The organism is Mycolicibacterium sp. P4_G11 (genome assembly GCF_056555145.1).
Genome location: NZ_JBFUJW010000009.1, coordinates 18700 through 35610, shown reverse-complemented (window position 1 = coordinate 35610; position 16911 = coordinate 18700). Strand labels below are relative to the sequence as shown.

General features: G+C 63.5%; 19 protein-coding genes. 6 read left to right on the top strand and 13 right to left on the bottom strand.

Features of this window, described 5'->3' with window-relative positions:
* Nucleotides 1–40: 40 nt before the first annotated feature.
* From AC1U2B_RS19975 to AC1U2B_RS19960, 4 genes are all read right to left on the bottom strand, one after another.
* Nucleotides 41–2938 carry an MMPL/RND family transporter gene (locus tag AC1U2B_RS19975; protein WP_480218150.1) on the bottom strand — a complete coding sequence of 966 codons (2898 nt, stop codon included), beginning with the start codon at nucleotides 2936–2938 and terminating at the stop codon, nucleotides 41–43.
* Nucleotides 2935–3360: an MmpS family transport accessory protein gene (locus AC1U2B_RS19970; protein WP_260937701.1), complete on the bottom strand. Its 426-nt coding sequence runs from the start codon at nucleotides 3358–3360 to the stop codon at nucleotides 2935–2937. The genes AC1U2B_RS19975 and AC1U2B_RS19970 overlap by 4 nt, the downstream gene beginning before the upstream one ends.
* A 243-nt stretch (nucleotides 3361–3603) precedes the next feature.
* The gene (locus AC1U2B_RS19965; protein ID WP_480218326.1) at nucleotides 3604–4038 is read right to left on the bottom strand and encodes a DUF5078 domain-containing protein; all 435 of its coding nucleotides are present in this window, start codon (nucleotides 4036–4038) and stop codon (nucleotides 3604–3606) included.
* Nucleotides 4039–4070: 32 nt separating this feature from the next.
* Nucleotides 4071–4442 (bottom strand): DUF732 domain-containing protein, encoded by a 372-nt coding sequence (locus AC1U2B_RS19960; RefSeq protein ID WP_480218149.1) that lies wholly within the window; start codon nucleotides 4440–4442, stop codon nucleotides 4071–4073.
* A 132-nt stretch (nucleotides 4443–4574) separates the two neighbouring features.
* On the opposite strand from AC1U2B_RS19960, the gene AC1U2B_RS19955 reads away from it, so the two are divergent.
* The 3 genes from AC1U2B_RS19955 to AC1U2B_RS19945 all read left to right on the top strand — a co-directional run bounded on the left by AC1U2B_RS19955 (nucleotide 4575) and on the right by AC1U2B_RS19945 (nucleotide 6965).
* Nucleotides 4575–5234, top strand: a complete 660-nt coding sequence (locus tag AC1U2B_RS19955) for a TetR/AcrR family transcriptional regulator (RefSeq protein ID WP_480218325.1) — start codon at nucleotides 4575–4577, stop codon at nucleotides 5232–5234.
* Between the two features lie 67 nt (nucleotides 5235–5301).
* A complete protein-coding gene (locus AC1U2B_RS19950) occupies nucleotides 5302–6354 on the top strand; it encodes an iron-containing redox enzyme family protein (protein WP_480218148.1) in 1053 nt (350 codons plus the stop codon).
* Between the two features lie 86 nt (nucleotides 6355–6440).
* Complete coding sequence (locus AC1U2B_RS19945; protein ID WP_480218147.1) at nucleotides 6441–6965, top strand: flavin reductase family protein; 525 nt, start codon at nucleotides 6441–6443, stop codon at nucleotides 6963–6965.
* Nucleotides 6966–6991: 26 nt separating this feature from the next.
* Here the strand turns inward: AC1U2B_RS19945 and AC1U2B_RS19940 are convergent, their stop codons facing one another.
* Nucleotides 6992–7378, bottom strand: a complete 387-nt coding sequence (locus tag AC1U2B_RS19940) for a hemophore-related protein (RefSeq protein WP_480218146.1) — start codon at nucleotides 7376–7378, stop codon at nucleotides 6992–6994.
* 292 nt (nucleotides 7379–7670) lie between these two features.
* The gene (locus tag AC1U2B_RS19935; protein WP_480218145.1) at nucleotides 7671–7844 is read right to left on the bottom strand and encodes a CsbD family protein; all 174 of its coding nucleotides are present in this window, start codon (nucleotides 7842–7844) and stop codon (nucleotides 7671–7673) included.
* Nucleotides 7845–8100: 256 nt separating this feature from the next.
* Here AC1U2B_RS19935 and AC1U2B_RS19930 point away from each other — a divergent pair, with 256 nt between their 5' ends.
* From AC1U2B_RS19930 to AC1U2B_RS19920, 3 genes are all read left to right on the top strand, one after another.
* The gene (locus AC1U2B_RS19930; RefSeq protein WP_480218144.1) at nucleotides 8101–8796 is read left to right on the top strand and encodes a HemK2/MTQ2 family protein methyltransferase; all 696 of its coding nucleotides are present in this window, start codon (nucleotides 8101–8103) and stop codon (nucleotides 8794–8796) included.
* Nucleotides 8793–9023 carry a CDGSH iron-sulfur domain-containing protein gene (locus tag AC1U2B_RS19925; RefSeq protein WP_480218143.1) on the top strand — a complete coding sequence of 77 codons (231 nt, stop codon included), beginning with the start codon at nucleotides 8793–8795 and terminating at the stop codon, nucleotides 9021–9023. Before AC1U2B_RS19930 ends, AC1U2B_RS19925 begins: the two co-directional genes overlap by 4 nt.
* 230 nt (nucleotides 9024–9253) lie before the next feature.
* Nucleotides 9254–9409, top strand: a complete 156-nt coding sequence (locus tag AC1U2B_RS19920) for a DUF6131 family protein (RefSeq protein ID WP_110789077.1) — start codon at nucleotides 9254–9256, stop codon at nucleotides 9407–9409.
* Nucleotides 9410–9499: 90 nt separating this feature from the next.
* Here AC1U2B_RS19920 and mbp1 read toward each other — a convergent pair whose 3' ends face one another.
* The 7 genes from mbp1 to AC1U2B_RS19885 all read right to left on the bottom strand — a co-directional run bounded on the left by mbp1 (nucleotide 9500) and on the right by AC1U2B_RS19885 (nucleotide 16882).
* A complete protein-coding gene (gene mbp1, locus AC1U2B_RS19915) occupies nucleotides 9500–9736 on the bottom strand; it encodes a microaggregate-binding protein 1 (RefSeq protein ID WP_480218142.1) in 237 nt (78 codons plus the stop codon).
* Between the two features lie 142 nt (nucleotides 9737–9878).
* A complete protein-coding gene (locus tag AC1U2B_RS19910; RefSeq protein ID WP_480218141.1) occupies nucleotides 9879–11480 on the bottom strand; it encodes a GMC oxidoreductase in 1602 nt (533 codons plus the stop codon).
* Nucleotides 11467–12486 carry an NADP-dependent oxidoreductase gene (locus AC1U2B_RS19905; protein ID WP_480218140.1) on the bottom strand — a complete coding sequence of 340 codons (1020 nt, stop codon included), beginning with the start codon at nucleotides 12484–12486 and terminating at the stop codon, nucleotides 11467–11469. Before AC1U2B_RS19905 ends, AC1U2B_RS19910 begins: the two co-directional genes overlap by 14 nt.
* Nucleotides 12483–13970 carry a class I adenylate-forming enzyme family protein gene (locus AC1U2B_RS19900; protein ID WP_480218324.1) on the bottom strand — a complete coding sequence of 496 codons (1488 nt, stop codon included), beginning with the start codon at nucleotides 13968–13970 and terminating at the stop codon, nucleotides 12483–12485. The genes AC1U2B_RS19905 and AC1U2B_RS19900 overlap by 4 nt, the downstream gene beginning before the upstream one ends.
* A gap of 26 nt (nucleotides 13971–13996) precedes the next feature.
* On the bottom strand, nucleotides 13997–14914 hold the full coding sequence (locus tag AC1U2B_RS19895) for an alpha/beta hydrolase (protein WP_480218139.1): 918 nt from the start codon (nucleotides 14912–14914) through the stop codon (nucleotides 13997–13999).
* Nucleotides 14911–15891, bottom strand: a complete 981-nt coding sequence (locus tag AC1U2B_RS19890; RefSeq protein WP_480218138.1) for an enoyl-CoA hydratase/isomerase family protein — start codon at nucleotides 15889–15891, stop codon at nucleotides 14911–14913. Before AC1U2B_RS19890 ends, AC1U2B_RS19895 begins: the two co-directional genes overlap by 4 nt.
* Before the next feature lie 130 nt (nucleotides 15892–16021).
* Complete coding sequence (locus tag AC1U2B_RS19885) at nucleotides 16022–16882, bottom strand: SDR family NAD(P)-dependent oxidoreductase (RefSeq protein WP_480218137.1); 861 nt, start codon at nucleotides 16880–16882, stop codon at nucleotides 16022–16024.
* Between the last annotated feature and the right edge of the window lie 29 nt (nucleotides 16883–16911).

Here is a 16911-nt window from a genome sequence, read left to right as displayed (position 1 = left end):
CGGCGTTGGTGTCGACGTCGTCAGCAGTGAAGCACTGGCCTCAGACTGACGTCAGCTCGGAATCGCGTTGGATCGGCTTCGGCCAGGGCTGCGGAACCGGACGCTGACGGACGCGCTGCGGCCACCAGAACCAGCGTCCGAGCAGGCTGGCGATCGACGGCGTCATCAGCGACCGCACCACCAGGGTGTCGAACAACAGACCCAGACCGATGGTCGTACCGACCTGGCCGATGATGATCAGCTTGCTCACCGACATCGACATCATGGTGAAGGCGAACACCAGGCCCGCCGAGGTGACCACGGAGCCGGTGCCGACCATGGCGCGGATGATGCCGGTGTTGAGTCCGGCGTGGATTTCCTCCTTGATGCGGGAGACCAGCAGCAGGTTGTAGTCCGCGCCGACCGCCAGCAGGACGATGACCGACATCGGTAACACCATCCAGTGCAACGGAATACCCACGATGTGCTGCCAGAGCAGTACCGAGAGACCAAAGGCCGATGCCAGGCTGAGCACCACGGTGCCGACGATCACCGCCGAAGCGACGACCGCACGGGTGAGCACCAACATGATGATGAAGATCAGGATCAGCGCCGCGGCCGCGACGATCATCAGGTCGTAATCGGCACCGATCTGCATGTCGTTGTACATCGCCGCACTGCCGCCGAGGTAGATCGACGAGCCCTCGAGCGGGGTGCCCTTGATCGCGTCGGCCGCCGCAACCTTGAGCGGTTCGATACGCGAGGTGCCCTCCTGCGTCAACGGGTTGCCCTGGTGAATGATGGTGAACCGCACCGCATGGCCGTCGGGCGACATGAACAGCTTGAGGCCGCGCTGGAAATCTGCGGTCTCGAAGGCTTCCGGCGGGAGGTAGAACGAATCGTCGTTCTTGGCTGCGTCGAAGGCCTCGCTCATCGCGGTGCCGGTCTTCTGCATCGCGATGGTCTGATCCTGCTGGGCCTTCTGCATCTGGTACTGGTTCAGCAGCACCTGCTTCTGATGCTTCATCGACGCGATCTGCTTGGGCATCGTCGCGACCATCTTGGGCATGAGGTCGGCCATGCGCTGCATGTCGGGAACGATGGCCTGGAAGTCATCGGACATCAAGCTGATGCCGTCGATGCTCTCGAAGACCGACCGCATGGACCAGCACACCGGGATGTCGAAGCAGTGCGGCTCCCAGTAGAAGTAGTTGCGCATGGGCCGGAAGAAATCATCGAAGTCCGACAAGTGATCTCGAGTGTCACCCATGTCATCCGAGGTGGTCTTCATCTTGTCGGCCATCCGCTGCGACACGGCTGCCAGATCCTTCTGGACGCTCATCATCTCGGTCATGGCGTCGATGCTGTTCTGCAGATCGTCGGCCTGAGAGAGCAGATTGTTCAGATTGGTCTGCGTGTAATCGTTGTTCATGAGCTGCGTGGAGCCGCTCTGTCCGACGGTGTACGGGATCGTCGAGTGCTTGATCGGGTCACCGTCGGGGCGGGTGATCGTCTGCACCTGGGCGATTCCGTGCACGTTCTTGAGCGCCTTGGCGATCTTGTCGATCACCAGGAAGTCCGCCGGGTTCCGCAGATCGTGATCGGACTCGACCATCATCAGGTCCGGGTTCATCTTGGCCTGCGAAAAGTGCCGGAACGCAGCGTCATAGCCGACGTTGGCGGGGATGTCCTTCGGCAGGTAGATCCGGTCGTCGTAGATGGTGTGATAGCCCGGTAGCGCGATCAGACCGACCAGTGCCGCCACCACGGCGCCGACCAGGATGGCGCCGGGCCAGCGCACCGTCGCGGTGCCGACCCGATGCCAGCCGGCGGTTCTCGTGTTCGTTCGAGGCTCGAGGACCCGGCGGAAGCGGGTTGCGACCGAGATCACCGAGGGCCCGAGGGTCAGCGCCATCGCGACCACCATCACCATGCCGATGGCCAGCGGAAAGCCCATGGTCTGGAAGTACGGCAACCGGGTGAAGTGTAGGCACAGGGTGGCGCCGGCAATGGTCAAGCCCGAGGCCAGCACCACGTGCGCGGTGCCGTGAAACATGGTGTAGTAGGCCGATTCTCGGTCTTCTCCGGCCCGTCGTGCTTCCTGATAGCGCCCGATCAGGAAGATGACGTAGTCCGTCGCCGCGGCGATCGCCAGCGTCACCAGCAGGTTGGTGGCGAAGGTGGTCAGCCCGAAAACGTCGTGGTAGCCCAGGAATGCCACCAGACCGCGCGCCCCGGAGAGTTCGAGCACGACCATCACCAACACGATCAAGGTCGCGATGACGGATCGGTAGACCAGCAAGAGCATGACCGCGATGACGCCGAACGTGACGAGTTCGATCAGCTCCATGCTCTTGTCACCGACGACGTTCTGGTCAGTGCTCGTCGCTGCGGGACCGGTCACATATGCCTTTACCCCTGGCGGAGCAGGGCTTTCGGTGGCGATGTGGCGCACCGCGGCGACCGAATCGTTGGCCAGGGTCTCCCCTTGATCACCGGCGATGTAGACCTGAACGTAGGCCGCCTTGCCGTCGCGGCTCTGGGCGCCCTTGGCGGTCAGCGTGTCGCCCCAGAAGTCCTGCACATGCTGGACGTGGGTGGTGTCGGCGCGGAGGTCAGCGACCATCTTGTCGTAGAACGCGTGCGCGTCGGCTCCCAGTGGATTGTCGCCTTCGAGCACGATCATCACCGAACTGCTGGTGCTGTATTCGTCGAACACCTTGCCGACGCGTTTGGTGGCGATCATCGACGGCGCGTCGTTGGGGCTCATGGACACCGCGCGCAGCTTGCCGACTTCCTCGAGCTGCGGGACAACGGTGTTCAGTGCGGCGATGACCCCGATCCAGGCCAGGATGATCAGCACCGCGAACCGGCGGAGGAACCGCGGTATCCCTTTGTGTCCCTTGTCTTCTACTACCGGGATGGCGTCGGTCTGGGCCTCGTCGGCCGGCGCGCTCATGCGGCCTTCACAAAGCAGAAGGTTTCGGCGTTCATACCGGTGGCGGTCCTCTCTTCTTTGACCACGTCATCGACACTGACCCGGCAGCTGATGCTGTTGCCGTCGCTCTGGGCCAGAATGTTGGGCTGCACCGAGGGCAGGGTGGTCGACAGCGTCAAGGTCCACGGCAACGAAACTCCCGCGGCGCGCTGCGGCTTGCCTTCGAGGTCCATGTAGTTGACGACGGCTGAGCTACCCGTGCCGAAAATCTCGTACTTCACGAATTTCGGGTTGAAGTCCTCGGCGTTGTCCGAGCTCTTCTCTGTGATCACAACGGGATTCGAGCCGAACACCTGGCGCACGTTCGACACGATCACCACGCCGGCGCCAACCGCGACGATCACCAATAGCGGTAGCCATGCCCGCCGAAACACACTCGTCATCGCTGCCTTCTGTAGAAATTGCCGACCGCGCGGTCGTCGGGCATGTGGCGGCACACCACCATTGGTGACCCCCGGGGACATCTAGCTAGGTAACCTAACGGAAAAAATGGATAGAGTCCATCCATTTAAATGTCGTCTTCGTTACAACCCGGCGCAGCCCCACCGCATTCCTGCCACGTCCTCACATGCGCGATCTACCCCGAAAAACGGCTGGTCAGCGCGGGAAATTCGGACGCAAATCACTCAACTATTGGAGGCGAAGTCCCAGACCTGCATGTTGCCGGCCGGGTAGTTCACGCACACGTCGGTGGCCTTCGCGACCACACCCTTGTTGTTGAAGAACACCTTGGCCCAGTTGCCCCAATGAGTGGCCACCTGCTCGTAATAGACGTTGGTGGCGGTGTCCTCGGAGTACTGCCGGCGACCCACCGGATCGAGCGAGAAGAACCAGTGGATGCGATCCTCGGCCATCCGCTGAATGTCAGCGGGCCGGTTGTTCCGGTCGATCATGTAACGCTGGTAGTACACCGGACTGGTATCACGCACCGCCTGCAGATACTGCTCGGCGTCACAGGTGGTGACGATGATCCGATGCGGGATCGGGTAGTCGTCGGTGGCATCGGCCGAGGCCGGGCCTGCCAGCAACAGAGAGGACGATGCCGCAACGCCAAATGCCATGGCCGCCAATCCAATTCGGAGTGATCGAACCGTCATGCGCCGCCTCCTGGTTGCGACTGATGGGCAGCGTCGTCCAACACCGAATGCTTGTCGGGGCAATAGAAATCTATTGCGGCACCGAGGAACTGCCAGTTCTGCTGCGTGACGTTGTGCCGGGACAAGTTGGTGGCGACGAACTTGGCCGACTGATAGGCGTCGTGGTCGACGTTGTTGCTCAACCGCTGGCAGGTGATCTTGCCCAACCAGGCGTTGTAGTCCTTCGGGCCATAGATCCCGTAGGTGTGCAATTGATTGGCGAAGTCCGTATCAGGATCGGCGTATGCGGTCCCCGAATTGGCCACTGCCGCAAGCAGTCCGATACCGGCCGCAGCCAAGGCGTGTCTGGCCCGGTGATGTCGCGTCATACAGCACGTCCCCCTGATCGCAGATCACCACAACCGTCAGCTGATCGCAGTGCTCAGCATGAAGTTATTCAGGTAAGTGGATGGAGTCAATCCACTTACCTGAATAGTGTCTCGCATTACACTGCGGGGGTGATGACCCGCCAGACCACTGATCGACCGCTGCGCAAGGACGCCGTGCGCAATCGTCAGCGAGTGATCGACGCGGCCCGCGACCTGTTCGCCACACGAGGCCTGGGCGCAACGCTCAATGAGGTAGCCCACCACGGCGGGATCGGCGTCGGCACGGTATATCGCCGGTTCCCCACCAAGGACGAGCTGATCGAGGCCATCTTCGAGGACGCGATCGACGAGATCGCCGCCTTCGCCGATTCGGGATTGGAATTCGACGACTCGTGGGCGGGATTCACCTGGTTCGTCGAACAGATGGGTCAGCAGACGGCCACGGATCGTGGCCTGCGAGAAATCCTGTATGGACAGAGTGGTTGCGGTAATCGGGTGGATGCGGCACGTACCCGCCTGGTTCCGAAGCTCGCGAAACTTGTTGAACGGGCCCAAAAAGACGGCTATCTGCGACCGGGTATCTCCGACAGCGACATGCCGATCCTGGGTCTTCTGGCAGGCACGGTCAGCGAGTTCGCCGGGCACGTCAATGCTGACCTGTGGCGACGGTACGTGGCCATCTTCCTGGACGGGCTGCGCGCTCGCGATGGGCAGGACCCGCTGCCGGTCGATGCCCTTGATGAAGACCAGGCCGCGATCGCCATGACTACCAGTCCGCCGTCCGTGTCCTGAATCAGCAAGCCAAACCCTTCTGACTGGCGGCGGTTATCCGGGTACAAAGTCGGGTACCCACCCAGGTATGCGTGCACCCTTCCGTTCAGACCCCTTTGCCCCCGCGGGTCCGCGCCACCATGTGGCGCCGCTATTGCCCCCGTCACGCGGCCCGTTGTCCGACACCGTGATCAAGCTGCTGTGCGAGCGTGCGCCGTGCTCTCATCTGACCCGGATTGAGACACCACTCGGGGATGCCGACCCGTTCGGCCTCGATCTTCAACTGGCACTTTATCTTTGCTACGAGTTGCACTACCGCGGGTTCGTAGACGTTGACCCCCGATGGGAGTGGGACGGCGCCCTGTTGCACTTGCGTGGTCGATTGGAAACTGTCTTCCTCGATGCCGTACGCAGCGAGGCCGGCACCACCACCGCCGACGATGACCCCACGACCGAGATGGACAAGCTGTCCACCGTCCGCCCCGGCAGCCCAAGTGTGTCGGCGTACCTGCGCGATGAGGGCACCTGGGCGCAGATGCAGGAATTCTTCGTGCACCGCTCGCTGTATCACCTCAAAGAGGGTGACCCCCACGCCTGGGTGATCCCCCGACTCACCGGACAGGCCAAGGCGTCATTTGTGGCTGTGGAGTTCGACGAATACGGCGCTGGACACGGCCGCAACGTGCACCAGGAGCTATTCGCCGATCTACTGGAGGCCGCCGGCCTGGACAATGGCTATCTGGCCTACCTCGACGCCAGTGCCGCCGAGACGCTGGCCGTGGTCAACGTGATGTCCCTGTTCAGCCTGCACCGAGGGTTACGGGGCGCCGCCGTGGGCCACTTCGCGGCCACCGAGATCACTTCGCCGCCGGGAGCGTATCGCCTGGTGGAGGCGTTGCGACGCCTACGCGCACCACAACCGTGTGTGCGGTTCTACGCCGAACACGTCGAAGCCGACGCGGTACACGAACAGGTGGTGCGCACCGATGTGATCGACAACCTGTTACTGCACGAGCCACAGTTGGCCGGCGACGTCGTGTTCGGGATGCGTGCGTTCGTCAGCCTCGAGAATCGTCTCGAACACCTCATGTTGGACAGCTGGAACGACGGCCGATCTTCGTTGCAACAGTTGCAGCGATAGGCCAACAATGTCGCGTATGCCGTTGTGGCCATTGGCCTATCAGGTGTCCAGGTGTTGGGTTCCGGCACAGTTGGCAGGTGAGGATGATGGACGGTAACAGCGCATTTGAGGATTTCGTCGGGCTGCTCGACTACCCGATGTTCATCGTCACCGCACACGCCCGCGGCGATATGGGTGGGTGCTTGGTCGGTTTCGCCACCCAGGCCAGCATCACTCCCCCGATCTTTCTCGTCGGCTTGTCCCACCCGAACCACACGCTGTCGGTGGCGCATCAGGCGACTCATCTCGGGGTGCATCTGGTCGCCAGGGAGAATATCGAGTTGTGCCGGCTCTTCGGCGGTCAAACGAATGACGCGGTCAACAAATTCGACTTCTGCGCGTGGCATCTGGGTCCGGAGGGCACCCCGATCTTGGACGCGGCCGAAGCCTGGTTTGTCGGGGCCGTCGTACAGCGACTCGACATGGGCGGCGACCATGTCGGTTATCTGTTGAAGCCGCTGGCCGGGCATCGCTCCGAGAACCCACGTGCCCCAGTGTCATTCAATGATGTCAAAGACCTCGAACCCGGGCATCGGGCTCAAGGACCGTTACCGGAAGCCCAGAACGGATGATCTCCGCCAACACGGCGCAAGGACGGTCAGCCTGCCATGAACTCGTCATAGGCCGAGGCCATCTCGGGCGAGAGCACCGCGACATTGCACGCACGTTGGGTGTCACCGATCGGCGCCAGGATGCCCTTGAGTTCGAAGTACTCCTGCGGGTTGGCCGTGAAGTACGTTCTGATGTTGGCGGCCGCGGCCTCGCGCGGTTGCGTATAGACCGCGGATACGGCCTGGTCTGCGCCCGGGTGCGCGTTCAAATAGCCGCGCGCCACGCCAAGCACCGACTGCACGGTCGCGTTGACGGACTCTCGACTGCAGTCGGTCGGAGCCGCGCCGGCGATCGGTGCCATTGCGGCCGCAATCAACGTTCCTGCGGCAAACGTAGCGAGGACCAATTGGGAATTTGAGTTGAGTTTGAGCATCAGGCGAAATCCTTGAAGTAGTTCCTGCTTGCGATTCCCCGACTTGGATGGGTACCCCGATTCGGGTAGACACAAACATCCGAACCCGTTGGCGGGCAATGTTTTCGAGTGGGTCGGAAGAATCACGACAACAGGAGGCCAGACAGTCAGCGGTTCGGATGTTCCGCGCTGGCGACATGTCAGCTTCTCAAGGTGGCTGAGTAGGGCCGAATAGGTACGAATTGACCTGTGGGCGTTACTGATTGAGATTTGGCATGATGCAATCCGTTACCCAACGGATGACGACGAGTGGTCAGCCTCGAAAGGCGTCCTTGACCTTCTCGCCGGCCTGCTTCAGGTTGCTCTTGGCCTGATCCTTGCGACCCTCGGCCTCGGTGTCCTTGTCTCCGGTCGCCTGCCCGACCTTCTCCTTGACCTTTCCGGCCAGCTCTTCTGCCTTGTTCTTGGCCTTGTCGACGGCGCCCATGTGCTTCTCCTTTGTGAGGCTTGGCCGGCCACGGATTCGCAATGTGGAAATGCCATCGCCACGCGGCCAATTACCGAATACCCCGACTGGCGATGTCTAACCGTTCTCGGCGGATCCAATATCGGCGCTCGCGCCATCGTCCAGCACTCACGTTCTACGCCGCCGGATTGGTTGGGGTTTGACCCGGCCGATTGTAGGGAATCTCAGTCTGAAGTCCTGGAGCTACCAGTACCCATGATTGTCGAGAGGTCCACAGTTGACCATTACGCACCACTCGGTGTTTGACACGGTTGTAGTCGACAAGGGTGTTTATGCGCCGCAGGAGGATTCGCGGTTGCTCATCGATGCACTGAGTTCGGCATCCATCGCCGCGGGGCGGCGGGTGCTGGACCTGTGCACTGGCAGTGGAGTGGTGGCAATCGCAGCCGCCCAACTCGGGGCGGCCAGCGTCACGGCGTTCGACATCTGCCCGAGGGCAGTCAGCTGCTCGCGTGCCAACGCCGACATGGCCGGAGCGGACGTGGGGATTCGTCTCGGCACGCTGGACCACGCGCTGGCCGCGGGGCCTTTCGACCTGGTGGTGTGCAATCCCCCCTACGTTCCGATGGGCCCCGACAGCGACGCCGAATCGATCCCGTCGACGGTCGGTCGCGCCCTTGCGTGGAACGCCGGTCGCGACGGACGCGAGGTGCTCGGTCCGCTCTGCGAATGGGCGCCGACGCTATTGACCGAGGGCGGCACGCTGATGCTGGTGCAGTCAGAGTTCGCCGGAATCGAGGAATCGCTGCAGTCCCTGAGGTCAGCGGGTCTCGACGCAGAAATCGTTGCTCGGCAATGGATTCCATTTGGACCGGTGCTGTCGGCGCGCGCACGCTGGCTCGAACGCACCGGACGGCTGCCGCGCGGCCGCCGACATGAGCAGATCGCGGTGATCCGCGCGGATAAGCAATGAGCGACTCCGAGCGACGCCTCGTCCGGGTGGTGCCGTCCGGCCCGATACTGGTGGAGGGCCCTGTTCGGATCGAGCTGGCCGACGGTCGCATCGTTGAGTCTGACCGGTTCATAGTCGGGATCTGCACGTGCCGCCGCAGCAAGATCTATCCACTGTGTGATACCTCGCACCGCGCCATAGTCGGTAATTCATCACAGCGTTCGGCACCACAAGATTCCACCGACTGACCACCAGCCCGTTGCGTGCTTGGCGAGCCGGCCGTCATGGCGATGTTGGCACCGGCCTTGATGGACTTGCGCGCATGGCTCTCCTAGGGGTCGGACACGGGCCGATCGTTTGCGCTTCATTGCGTTCTAGTGCGTTTGAGCCGGACCCGCGGTTTGGTAGCCCGTCGGTATGGGTATCCCTGTCAGTAGTGATCGCGGTTGGAGCGGTCTACAAACGTTAGGCGGTTGACGTGATCATCTTGGGAGTCATTTTGCTTGTTCTCGGGTACGCACTGGCGGTGCCCATTCTCGAGACCATTGGCACCATCCTGCTGGTTGTGGGTGCTGTGCTGTGGATCCTCGGCGCAGTGGGGCGCCCGGTCGGTGGACGCAAGGTCTGGTTCTAACTCGCCGACCTCCCCCGCGCGCCATCACTGACGAGCGATGACCCGATCTCCTTGCCGGCCAAAGAGATCGGGCCACCGGGCTATTCTGGCCTACTGGTTTGCTCGTTGCCTCTGCTCAGCGACTTCTGCCGCGGCGCGCGCCGATTCAGCCTCGGCTTCCTTCTTTGCCGCATCCCGCTCTGCTTCACCTTTGTCCTGCTGAGCTTGGCCCTCGCGGACAAGGTCGTCGCGACCCGTCACGGTGCCGGCGACCTCTTTGACTTTGCCCTTGACACCCTCGACTACTCCCTTGAGACCCTCTTCAGGACCACTATTGTGTTCACCCACAGCGTTTCTCCTCGGTTGGTAAGCCCCACGTGAAAGATTCGTGCGTCACATTTCATGACGGCGGGCCGGGGACGGCACCCACTACCAATCGGGTTCCCCGTCAGCCCGCGGCGAAACCCGTTGCGCAGAAGAGGTTGCCCCGTCACACGGCGGCGGAAATGCGTGCGGGAATCTGCGCCATGGCGTATTCGGCGAGCGCGGTGATGGTCAGGGCCGGGTTGACGCCGGGGTTGGCCGGCATCGCGGAGCCGTCGCAGATGAGCATGTTGTGATAGCCGTGAACGCGGAGGTTCGCATCGATGACTCCCTCTGCGCGGGTGGCGCTGATGACGGCGCCGCCGAGCAGGTGGGCGGTGGAGGGGATGTTGCCGAGCGCCTCCAGCACGTTGCTCTGGGCGATGCCCCCGGTCCGTTCGGCCAGCCAGCGCGCGGCTTGGTTGCCTTTGTCGATGTAGGTGGGGGCGGGGTTGTCGGCGTTCGCGGCGGTGGACAACCGATAGCCGTTTCCCCACCGGCGTTTTCGGGCGCGAAACGAGATCGCATTGTCGCGTGATTGCATCACCAACAACATCACCATGCGCCGACTCCAGCCCCGTGGCCGCAGCGTCGCCAGCCAGCGTCGCGGATGCCGCACGATGGCGGCAAGCCATTTCAGGGGCCGGGTCACCCGGGTGCCGTCACCGACCAGCACGGTGTAGAGCAGGCTGAGCATGTCGGCGTTCGGCCCATAGGTGAGAAGTTCGATGTGAGTGTCGGCGTCAACGTGGACGCTGCTGCTGGCGGTGACATCACGCCAGCTGCCCTGATCATCGGGCAGCAGCACGGTCAGCACGGATTCGCTGTTGGTGCGCACCAATTCGCCGAGACGGTCGCTCAGGTAGGGCAGTGAGCCACCATGTTTGCAGTTGGCGAGCAGTTCGTTGGTACCCAAGGCCCCGCCGGCGAACACCACGCCGCGTGTCGTGTAGGTCTGCCGGTGGCCGCCGGTGGGATGGATGGTGGTGACGTGATAGCCGTCGCTGCCGTCGGCGCGTCCCGCCGGGGTGACATCGATGGCCTGGTGCTCGGGCAGGATGTGCACGCCGTTGCGCTCGGCGAACCACAGGTAGTTCTGGGTCAAGGAGTTCACTGCCCCGACGCGGCAGCCGACCATGCAGGCACCGCAGCGGGTACAGCCGGTACGGTCAGGGCCGGCGCCGCCGAAGTAGGGGTCGGGCACTGTCTTTCCCGGTTCGCCGAAGAACACCCCGGTCGGTGCGCGGCTGACGGTGCCCTCGGTCCCGAAGTGCCGGCCCATTTCCCGAATCCATTGTTGGTGAACCGAATCGAACGGGACCGGAGCCGCGCCGAGCATTCGTTCCGCGGTGTCGTAGTGCGGCCTGAGGCACTGTTCCCAGTCGCCGAGGTCGCGCCACTGGGCGTCACCGAAGAACTCTTTCTTGGCGCGATAGAGGACGCCGCCGTAGACCAGACTGCCGCCGCCGACACCGCTTTGGGAGGGGAAGAAGATGTGGCGGAATATCGAGGTGCGCATGATGCCCAGCTTGCCCAGCCTCGGCGCCCAGGTGTACTTGTCGGATTGCCACGCCGACCTGGGCAGGTCCTGCGGAGCGTAGCGGCGGCCGCGTTCGAGCACCCCGACGCGAAACCCTTTCTCCGACAGACGTAATGCTGAAACGCTGCCGCCGAAGCCAGATCCGATCACCAGCCAGTCGTAGTCAAAAAGCCCATCACGGGTGGTCATCGTCGCCTCGGACGGTCACGACGACTTTGCCGGTGGCGCGGCCGTTTTCGACGTAGGCCAACGCATCGAGGGTGGCGTCGAATGGATACACCCGATCGATGATGGGGTGTATGGCGCCGGCATCGACGAGGGTAGCCAGTTCGCGCAGCTGATCGCCGTTCGCGGTCATGAACAGGAACGAGTAGTGCACCGAACGTCGTTTGGCTTTGCGACGCACCGAGAAGCTCAGAGCCCGCATCGCTTGAACCAGCAGCCAGTTCGCTCCGAATTCGCGGGCGAAGTCGGGCTCGGGCGGCCCGGCGACCGAGATGACCCTGCCGCCGGGTTTGACGACCTGAAATGACTTGTCGAGAGTCTCGCCACCCTGGGTATCCAGGACGACGTCGTAGTCGCGCAGCTCGGTGGCGAAATCCTGTGTCTTGTAGTCGATCACGATATCGGCGCCGAGTTCCTTCACCCATTCGACGTTCTTGGTGCTGGTCGTGGTCGCGACGGTGGCCCCCAAGTGTTTGGCCAGTTGAATCGCGATGCTGCCCAGGCCGCCGGAGCCGGCGTGGATGAGCACTTTCTGTCCCGGCCGCAATTGCGCCTTGTCGACCAGCGCCTGCCAAGCGGTCAGACTGACCAGTGGCAGCGCGGCGGCTTCGTTCATGTCGATGCTGTCCGGTTTCCTCGCGACGTCGTTCTCGTTGACGGCGAGGTATTCAGCGAAGGTGCCGATGCGGTCCTGGTTGGGTTTGGCGTAGACCGCGTCGCCAGGGGCAAATCGCCGCACCCGTGGGCCGGTCTTGACCACGATGCCCGCCAGATCGTTGCCGAGGACGAGCGGAAGTTTGTAAGGCAGAAGCGGTTTCAGCTCCCCGTTTCTGATCTTGAGGTCCAGTGGATTGATGCTGGTGGCGTGTATCTGCACGAGGACGTCATCGTCGCGGAGGTCGGGGACGGCACGTTCGACGGCGCTGACCGTGTTGTTCTTGCCGTAGCGGGTGAGGGCGAACGCTTTCATGGTGTGGCCTTCTCGGTGCGGTGGTTGGTCGATGCCGCGTGAGCGGCGCGCAAGGGGGCCTTGTCGGTCTTGCCGACAGGGTTTTTGGGGATGGTGTCCAAGATGAGGATTTCGGTGGGGCGTTTGTAGCCGGCGAGACTGAGTGCGCAGAGTGCCTGTAGTGCGTTGATGTCGATGGCGGCTCCTGGGCGTGGCGCGACATAGGCCACCACCACCTCGCCCCATTTCTCGTCGGGTGCCCCGATGACCGCGGCTTCCAGCACATTGGGGTCGCTGGACAGCAGGTCTTCGATCTCGCGGGGGTAGATGTTCTCGCCGCCGCGAATGATCATGTCTTTGGAGCGCCCGGCCAGGGTCAGATACCCCTCGCTGTCGAGGTGACCGACGTCGCCGGTGTGCAGCCAGCCATCGATGACAGTGTCGGCCGTAGCCTCCGGGCGGCCCAGGTAGCCGCGCATGACGTTGGGCCCGGCGATGATGATCTCGCCGGCGGAGCCCGTAGGAACGTCGTCGCCGTTGGCGTCGACGACCCGAATCCGTTGGCCAGGAAACGGCTTGCCCACCGTACCCGCGCGACGTGGGCCGTCGATCGGGTTGATGGTCGAGGCGCAGGTACCCTCGGAAAGCCCGTAGCCCTCGATGAGCGGGAACCCGTAGCGGCTTTCGAAGCGGCTCAACAACTCCGCCGACGCCGGTGCCGCGCCGCAGATCGCAAAACGCAACGACGACGTGTCCGGAGTGACGTCCTCGGGCAGGGCCGCCAGCATGGTGTAGATGGTGGGAACCGCGCTGAAATAGGTGGGGCGCTCGCGTTCGATCACCTCGAAGAAAGTGGGGGGCGCGAAGCGGTCGGCGATGACGACGCTGGCCCCGGCCAACAGTGGCGTGATCACGCTGACGACAATCCCGTTGACGTGAAACAGCGGAAGGATCAGCAGGCATCGGTCGGTCGGTCCGATCTGCAGGGCATGACGGCCCATCTGCGCCATCGCATCGAGGTTGGCATGGTCGAGCATCACACCCTTGGGTGTGCCCGTGGTGCCGCTGGTGTAGATAAGCAGCGCCAGCGCCGCGGCGTCGACATGCGGTGCCTGATCTGCTCCCCCAGGCGCAGTGGCCAACTCAGCGACGCCCAGGGTGGGCACCTCGGTGCGGGTGGTGACGTCATCGTCCATCACCAGCAGTCGTGTCCCGGAGTCGGCGAGCTGGCGATTGACCTCATCGTCGGTGAGGCTCGGGTTGACCGGCGTAATCGCGGCGCCCAGCCGCCAGGCCGCGAACAGCAGCACGACGAACTCGACACGGTTGCGTAGCGCAACGGCCACCACGTCCCCCACGCCGATCCCCTTGTCACGCAACTGGTGTGCCGCAGCCAGTACGCGGTCGTGCAATTGCGCATTCGTCAGTGTGTGGCGAGCGTCGGACACGGCGGGGCCGTATGGATCGTGCTCGGCACGGCGGTCGGTGAGCATGGCTAGTTTCATGGGCAGGCCGCCCAAGGCATCGGCAGTCACGGCGCTACGCGTATCGGGTTCAGGTGACGGATCAGGAAGTCGGTCTGGTCGGTGACCAACTGCTCGAACGGCTCGCCGAGGTAGAACGCGAAATGGCCGGCACTGTAATGCTTGATCTCGCCGCGGGGCGCTGACCGTGCGTAGCGTTCGGTCTCCTCGGGCGGGGTAACCGTGTCGGTATCGCTGATACAGAACAAGATCGGAAACGCGATCTTCTTCGCGGCCCGCCCCGGCCGGTAGGCCATGATCGTCGGTGCCACGCGAGCGGCGACCTCATTGCGGAACGTCGAATTCGCCGGCAGCAGCGCCTGATAGCCGGGTAGCGCGTCCGGGGCGTTCATCAACGCCAGGGTTCCCGGGGCTCCCGCCAGCGGGATCATCGCAGGTTCCCGCCTACTCACCATCGCGGCGTAATCACGGGCGACCAACGGCAGCACTTTGAGTGAACCGACCGGCCCGAGCGCAAGGGCGGACGCCAGACCGTCGGTGAACGGGCATTGGGCCACAGCCGCTTTGAGCTCAGGGTGACGGGAAGCCACCGTGATGGAATGGCCGCCGCCGAAAGAACTGCCCCACACCGCGATGCGGGCGCCGTCGACATCGCGCCGCCCCTTCACGTAGGCGATCGCCGCATCCCAATCGGCGAGCTGGCGCTTGATCGACAGCAGCTGGCGGGGCTGACCCGTACTGTCACCGAAATGCCGGTACGTGAAGGCCAACGCGGCGATGCCGGCCTGCGCGAACCGCTCGGCGAATGCGTCCAGCCGCATCTCCCGGGTGGCGCCCAGGCCATGCCCCAGGATCACCACCGGTGGCGAGGCCACACCCGTGGGCAAGTAGAGCCACCCGGCGCAGGTGTCCTTGCCAGAGGTGAACGAGACGTCCTGTCGCGTAAATGACTGTGGCGAGGTCATTTCCGCGCCGCCCCGGCGCCGATACCGTCGAGTGCAGGTACCGTGCCTGATTCCAGCGCGCGGTCGTAGACGTCATCGTGATACAGCGGCAGCTCACCCGAGGATTCGGTGTCCGCGAGGTACTGCAACATCAGCTGCTGGCCTTCCGGGGATTGATCGGTGCCGAGGAACTCGGTGCGCTCGACGTGCAGGCCCTCCTGCAACGACATGGACCCGCCGAAGTAGACCGACCGCTTGATCGCCTCGACCGATCCCTTCGTCCGCTTGCCGAAATATTCGGCGACCTCGACCGCCCGCGGCACGACGTCCTCGGGGGCCACCACTTCGTCGACGGCGCCGTTGGCCAACGCCTGTGCGGGAGTGAACGGTTTGCCCTCCAAAATGGCGACCAGTGACTTGTGTGTACCGATGAGCCGGGTCAGACGCTGGCTGCCACCGCCGCCCGGCATGATGCCCAGCAGCACTTCGGGTTGGCCGATGAAGAAGTCGCCGTCGGCCATGATCCGCAGATCGCAGGCCCACGCGAATTCAGCACCCAGCCCGAGGGCCGATCCGTTGAGGGCAGCGACAAAGATGACGCCGCTGGCGTTCATCTTCAGGAACGTCGCGTGGAGCCGATCCAGCTGCGCGACACCGCGCAGCGGCGTTTTCTGCACCACCGGATCCAAGACCCGGGCGCGGTCCACGCCGCGGGCCAGACGCAGGGCGGCCGACGCGCTGCGCCGGCCCAACTCGGGCACTGCGGCACCTTCTGCTTGTAGCCAGCGCACATCCGCGTGACTGACGAACCGCCCCGGGCGTGCGCCGGTGAACACCACGGCATGCACACCGGGGTCACGGTCGGCTCGGTCCACCAATGCCTCGAGCTGCCTTGCGATTTGGATCCCGAACAAACTATGCGGGCCACCGTCTACCCGGGCGACGAGCACCCGTCCGTGGTCCTCGATCACCAGATCGCCTCGTACTTGCTGTGTCATCGCCGTCCTTTCGAGCGAACCATCTGTAACGAATTTCTGTTCTGGGCAAGGGTTCCCACTTTCCCGCCGAACCAATAGCTGCCGCCCATCAGAAGCTCTTGCCGAGCGTCAGCACAGTTCCACACGGGGCTCAAACCCCATGCCTTGCATCGAGTTCGGATAGTGCGCGTTGTACGCCGATGTCACGTGCCAGTCGTGCGTCGACCAGGGGGCCGAGGACACCGCGCAACGCCGATACCGGGCGCCAGCGCGCTGGTGCGGAAACGGTGCGTCGGCGCTGTTCGAGGCCGTTGACAATAACTGCTGCCGCCGTGGTCGGCTGGATGCGTTTGAGAATGAACTTCGGCATCGCCGACATCAGCGCTTGCACGTGCGGGTCTTCGTCGATGCCGTGCTGGATCATGCCGGTCTCGATGAGCGAAAAATATGCGGTCATGGCCGTCGCGCCGTGGCTGGCCAGTTCGACGGCGAGCGCGCGACCAGCTTGCTCGACCGCCGCCTTGCTCATCGCATACGGCATTGCTCCTGCGCCATTGATGTAGGCGAAAACCGAACTCAACAAGGCGATCTGGCCACGATTGTGAATGACTGACTCAATCGTCGCCGACACCGTGTTCAGGACGCCGGACACATTGACCGACAGCACGCGGTCGACCTCATCGGTCGCCAGGGTACGGAATGTTCCCCCGCGCCCCATCAGGCCCGCATTGGCGATGGCTACGTCGATGCGCCCGAATCGGTCCTCGACTTTGCGGACTGCGGCATGGACGGAGCCGATCGCCGTGACGTCACAGTCCACGGGCAGGACCTGCCCCGGCGGCAGCGTCCGAGCCGTTCGTTCTGCGGCGCTCAGGTCGATGTCGGCAAGGGCAACCTGTGCGCCGCGGTGAGTCAGCAACGCCGCAGTCGCCGCGCCGAGCCCGCCTCCCGCACCGGTGAGGAATACGACCTTGCGGTCCAGCGAGTAGGTCTGCTGACGAGCACGAGCCATCACGAAACTCTCTCTGCCGTATCGGATTC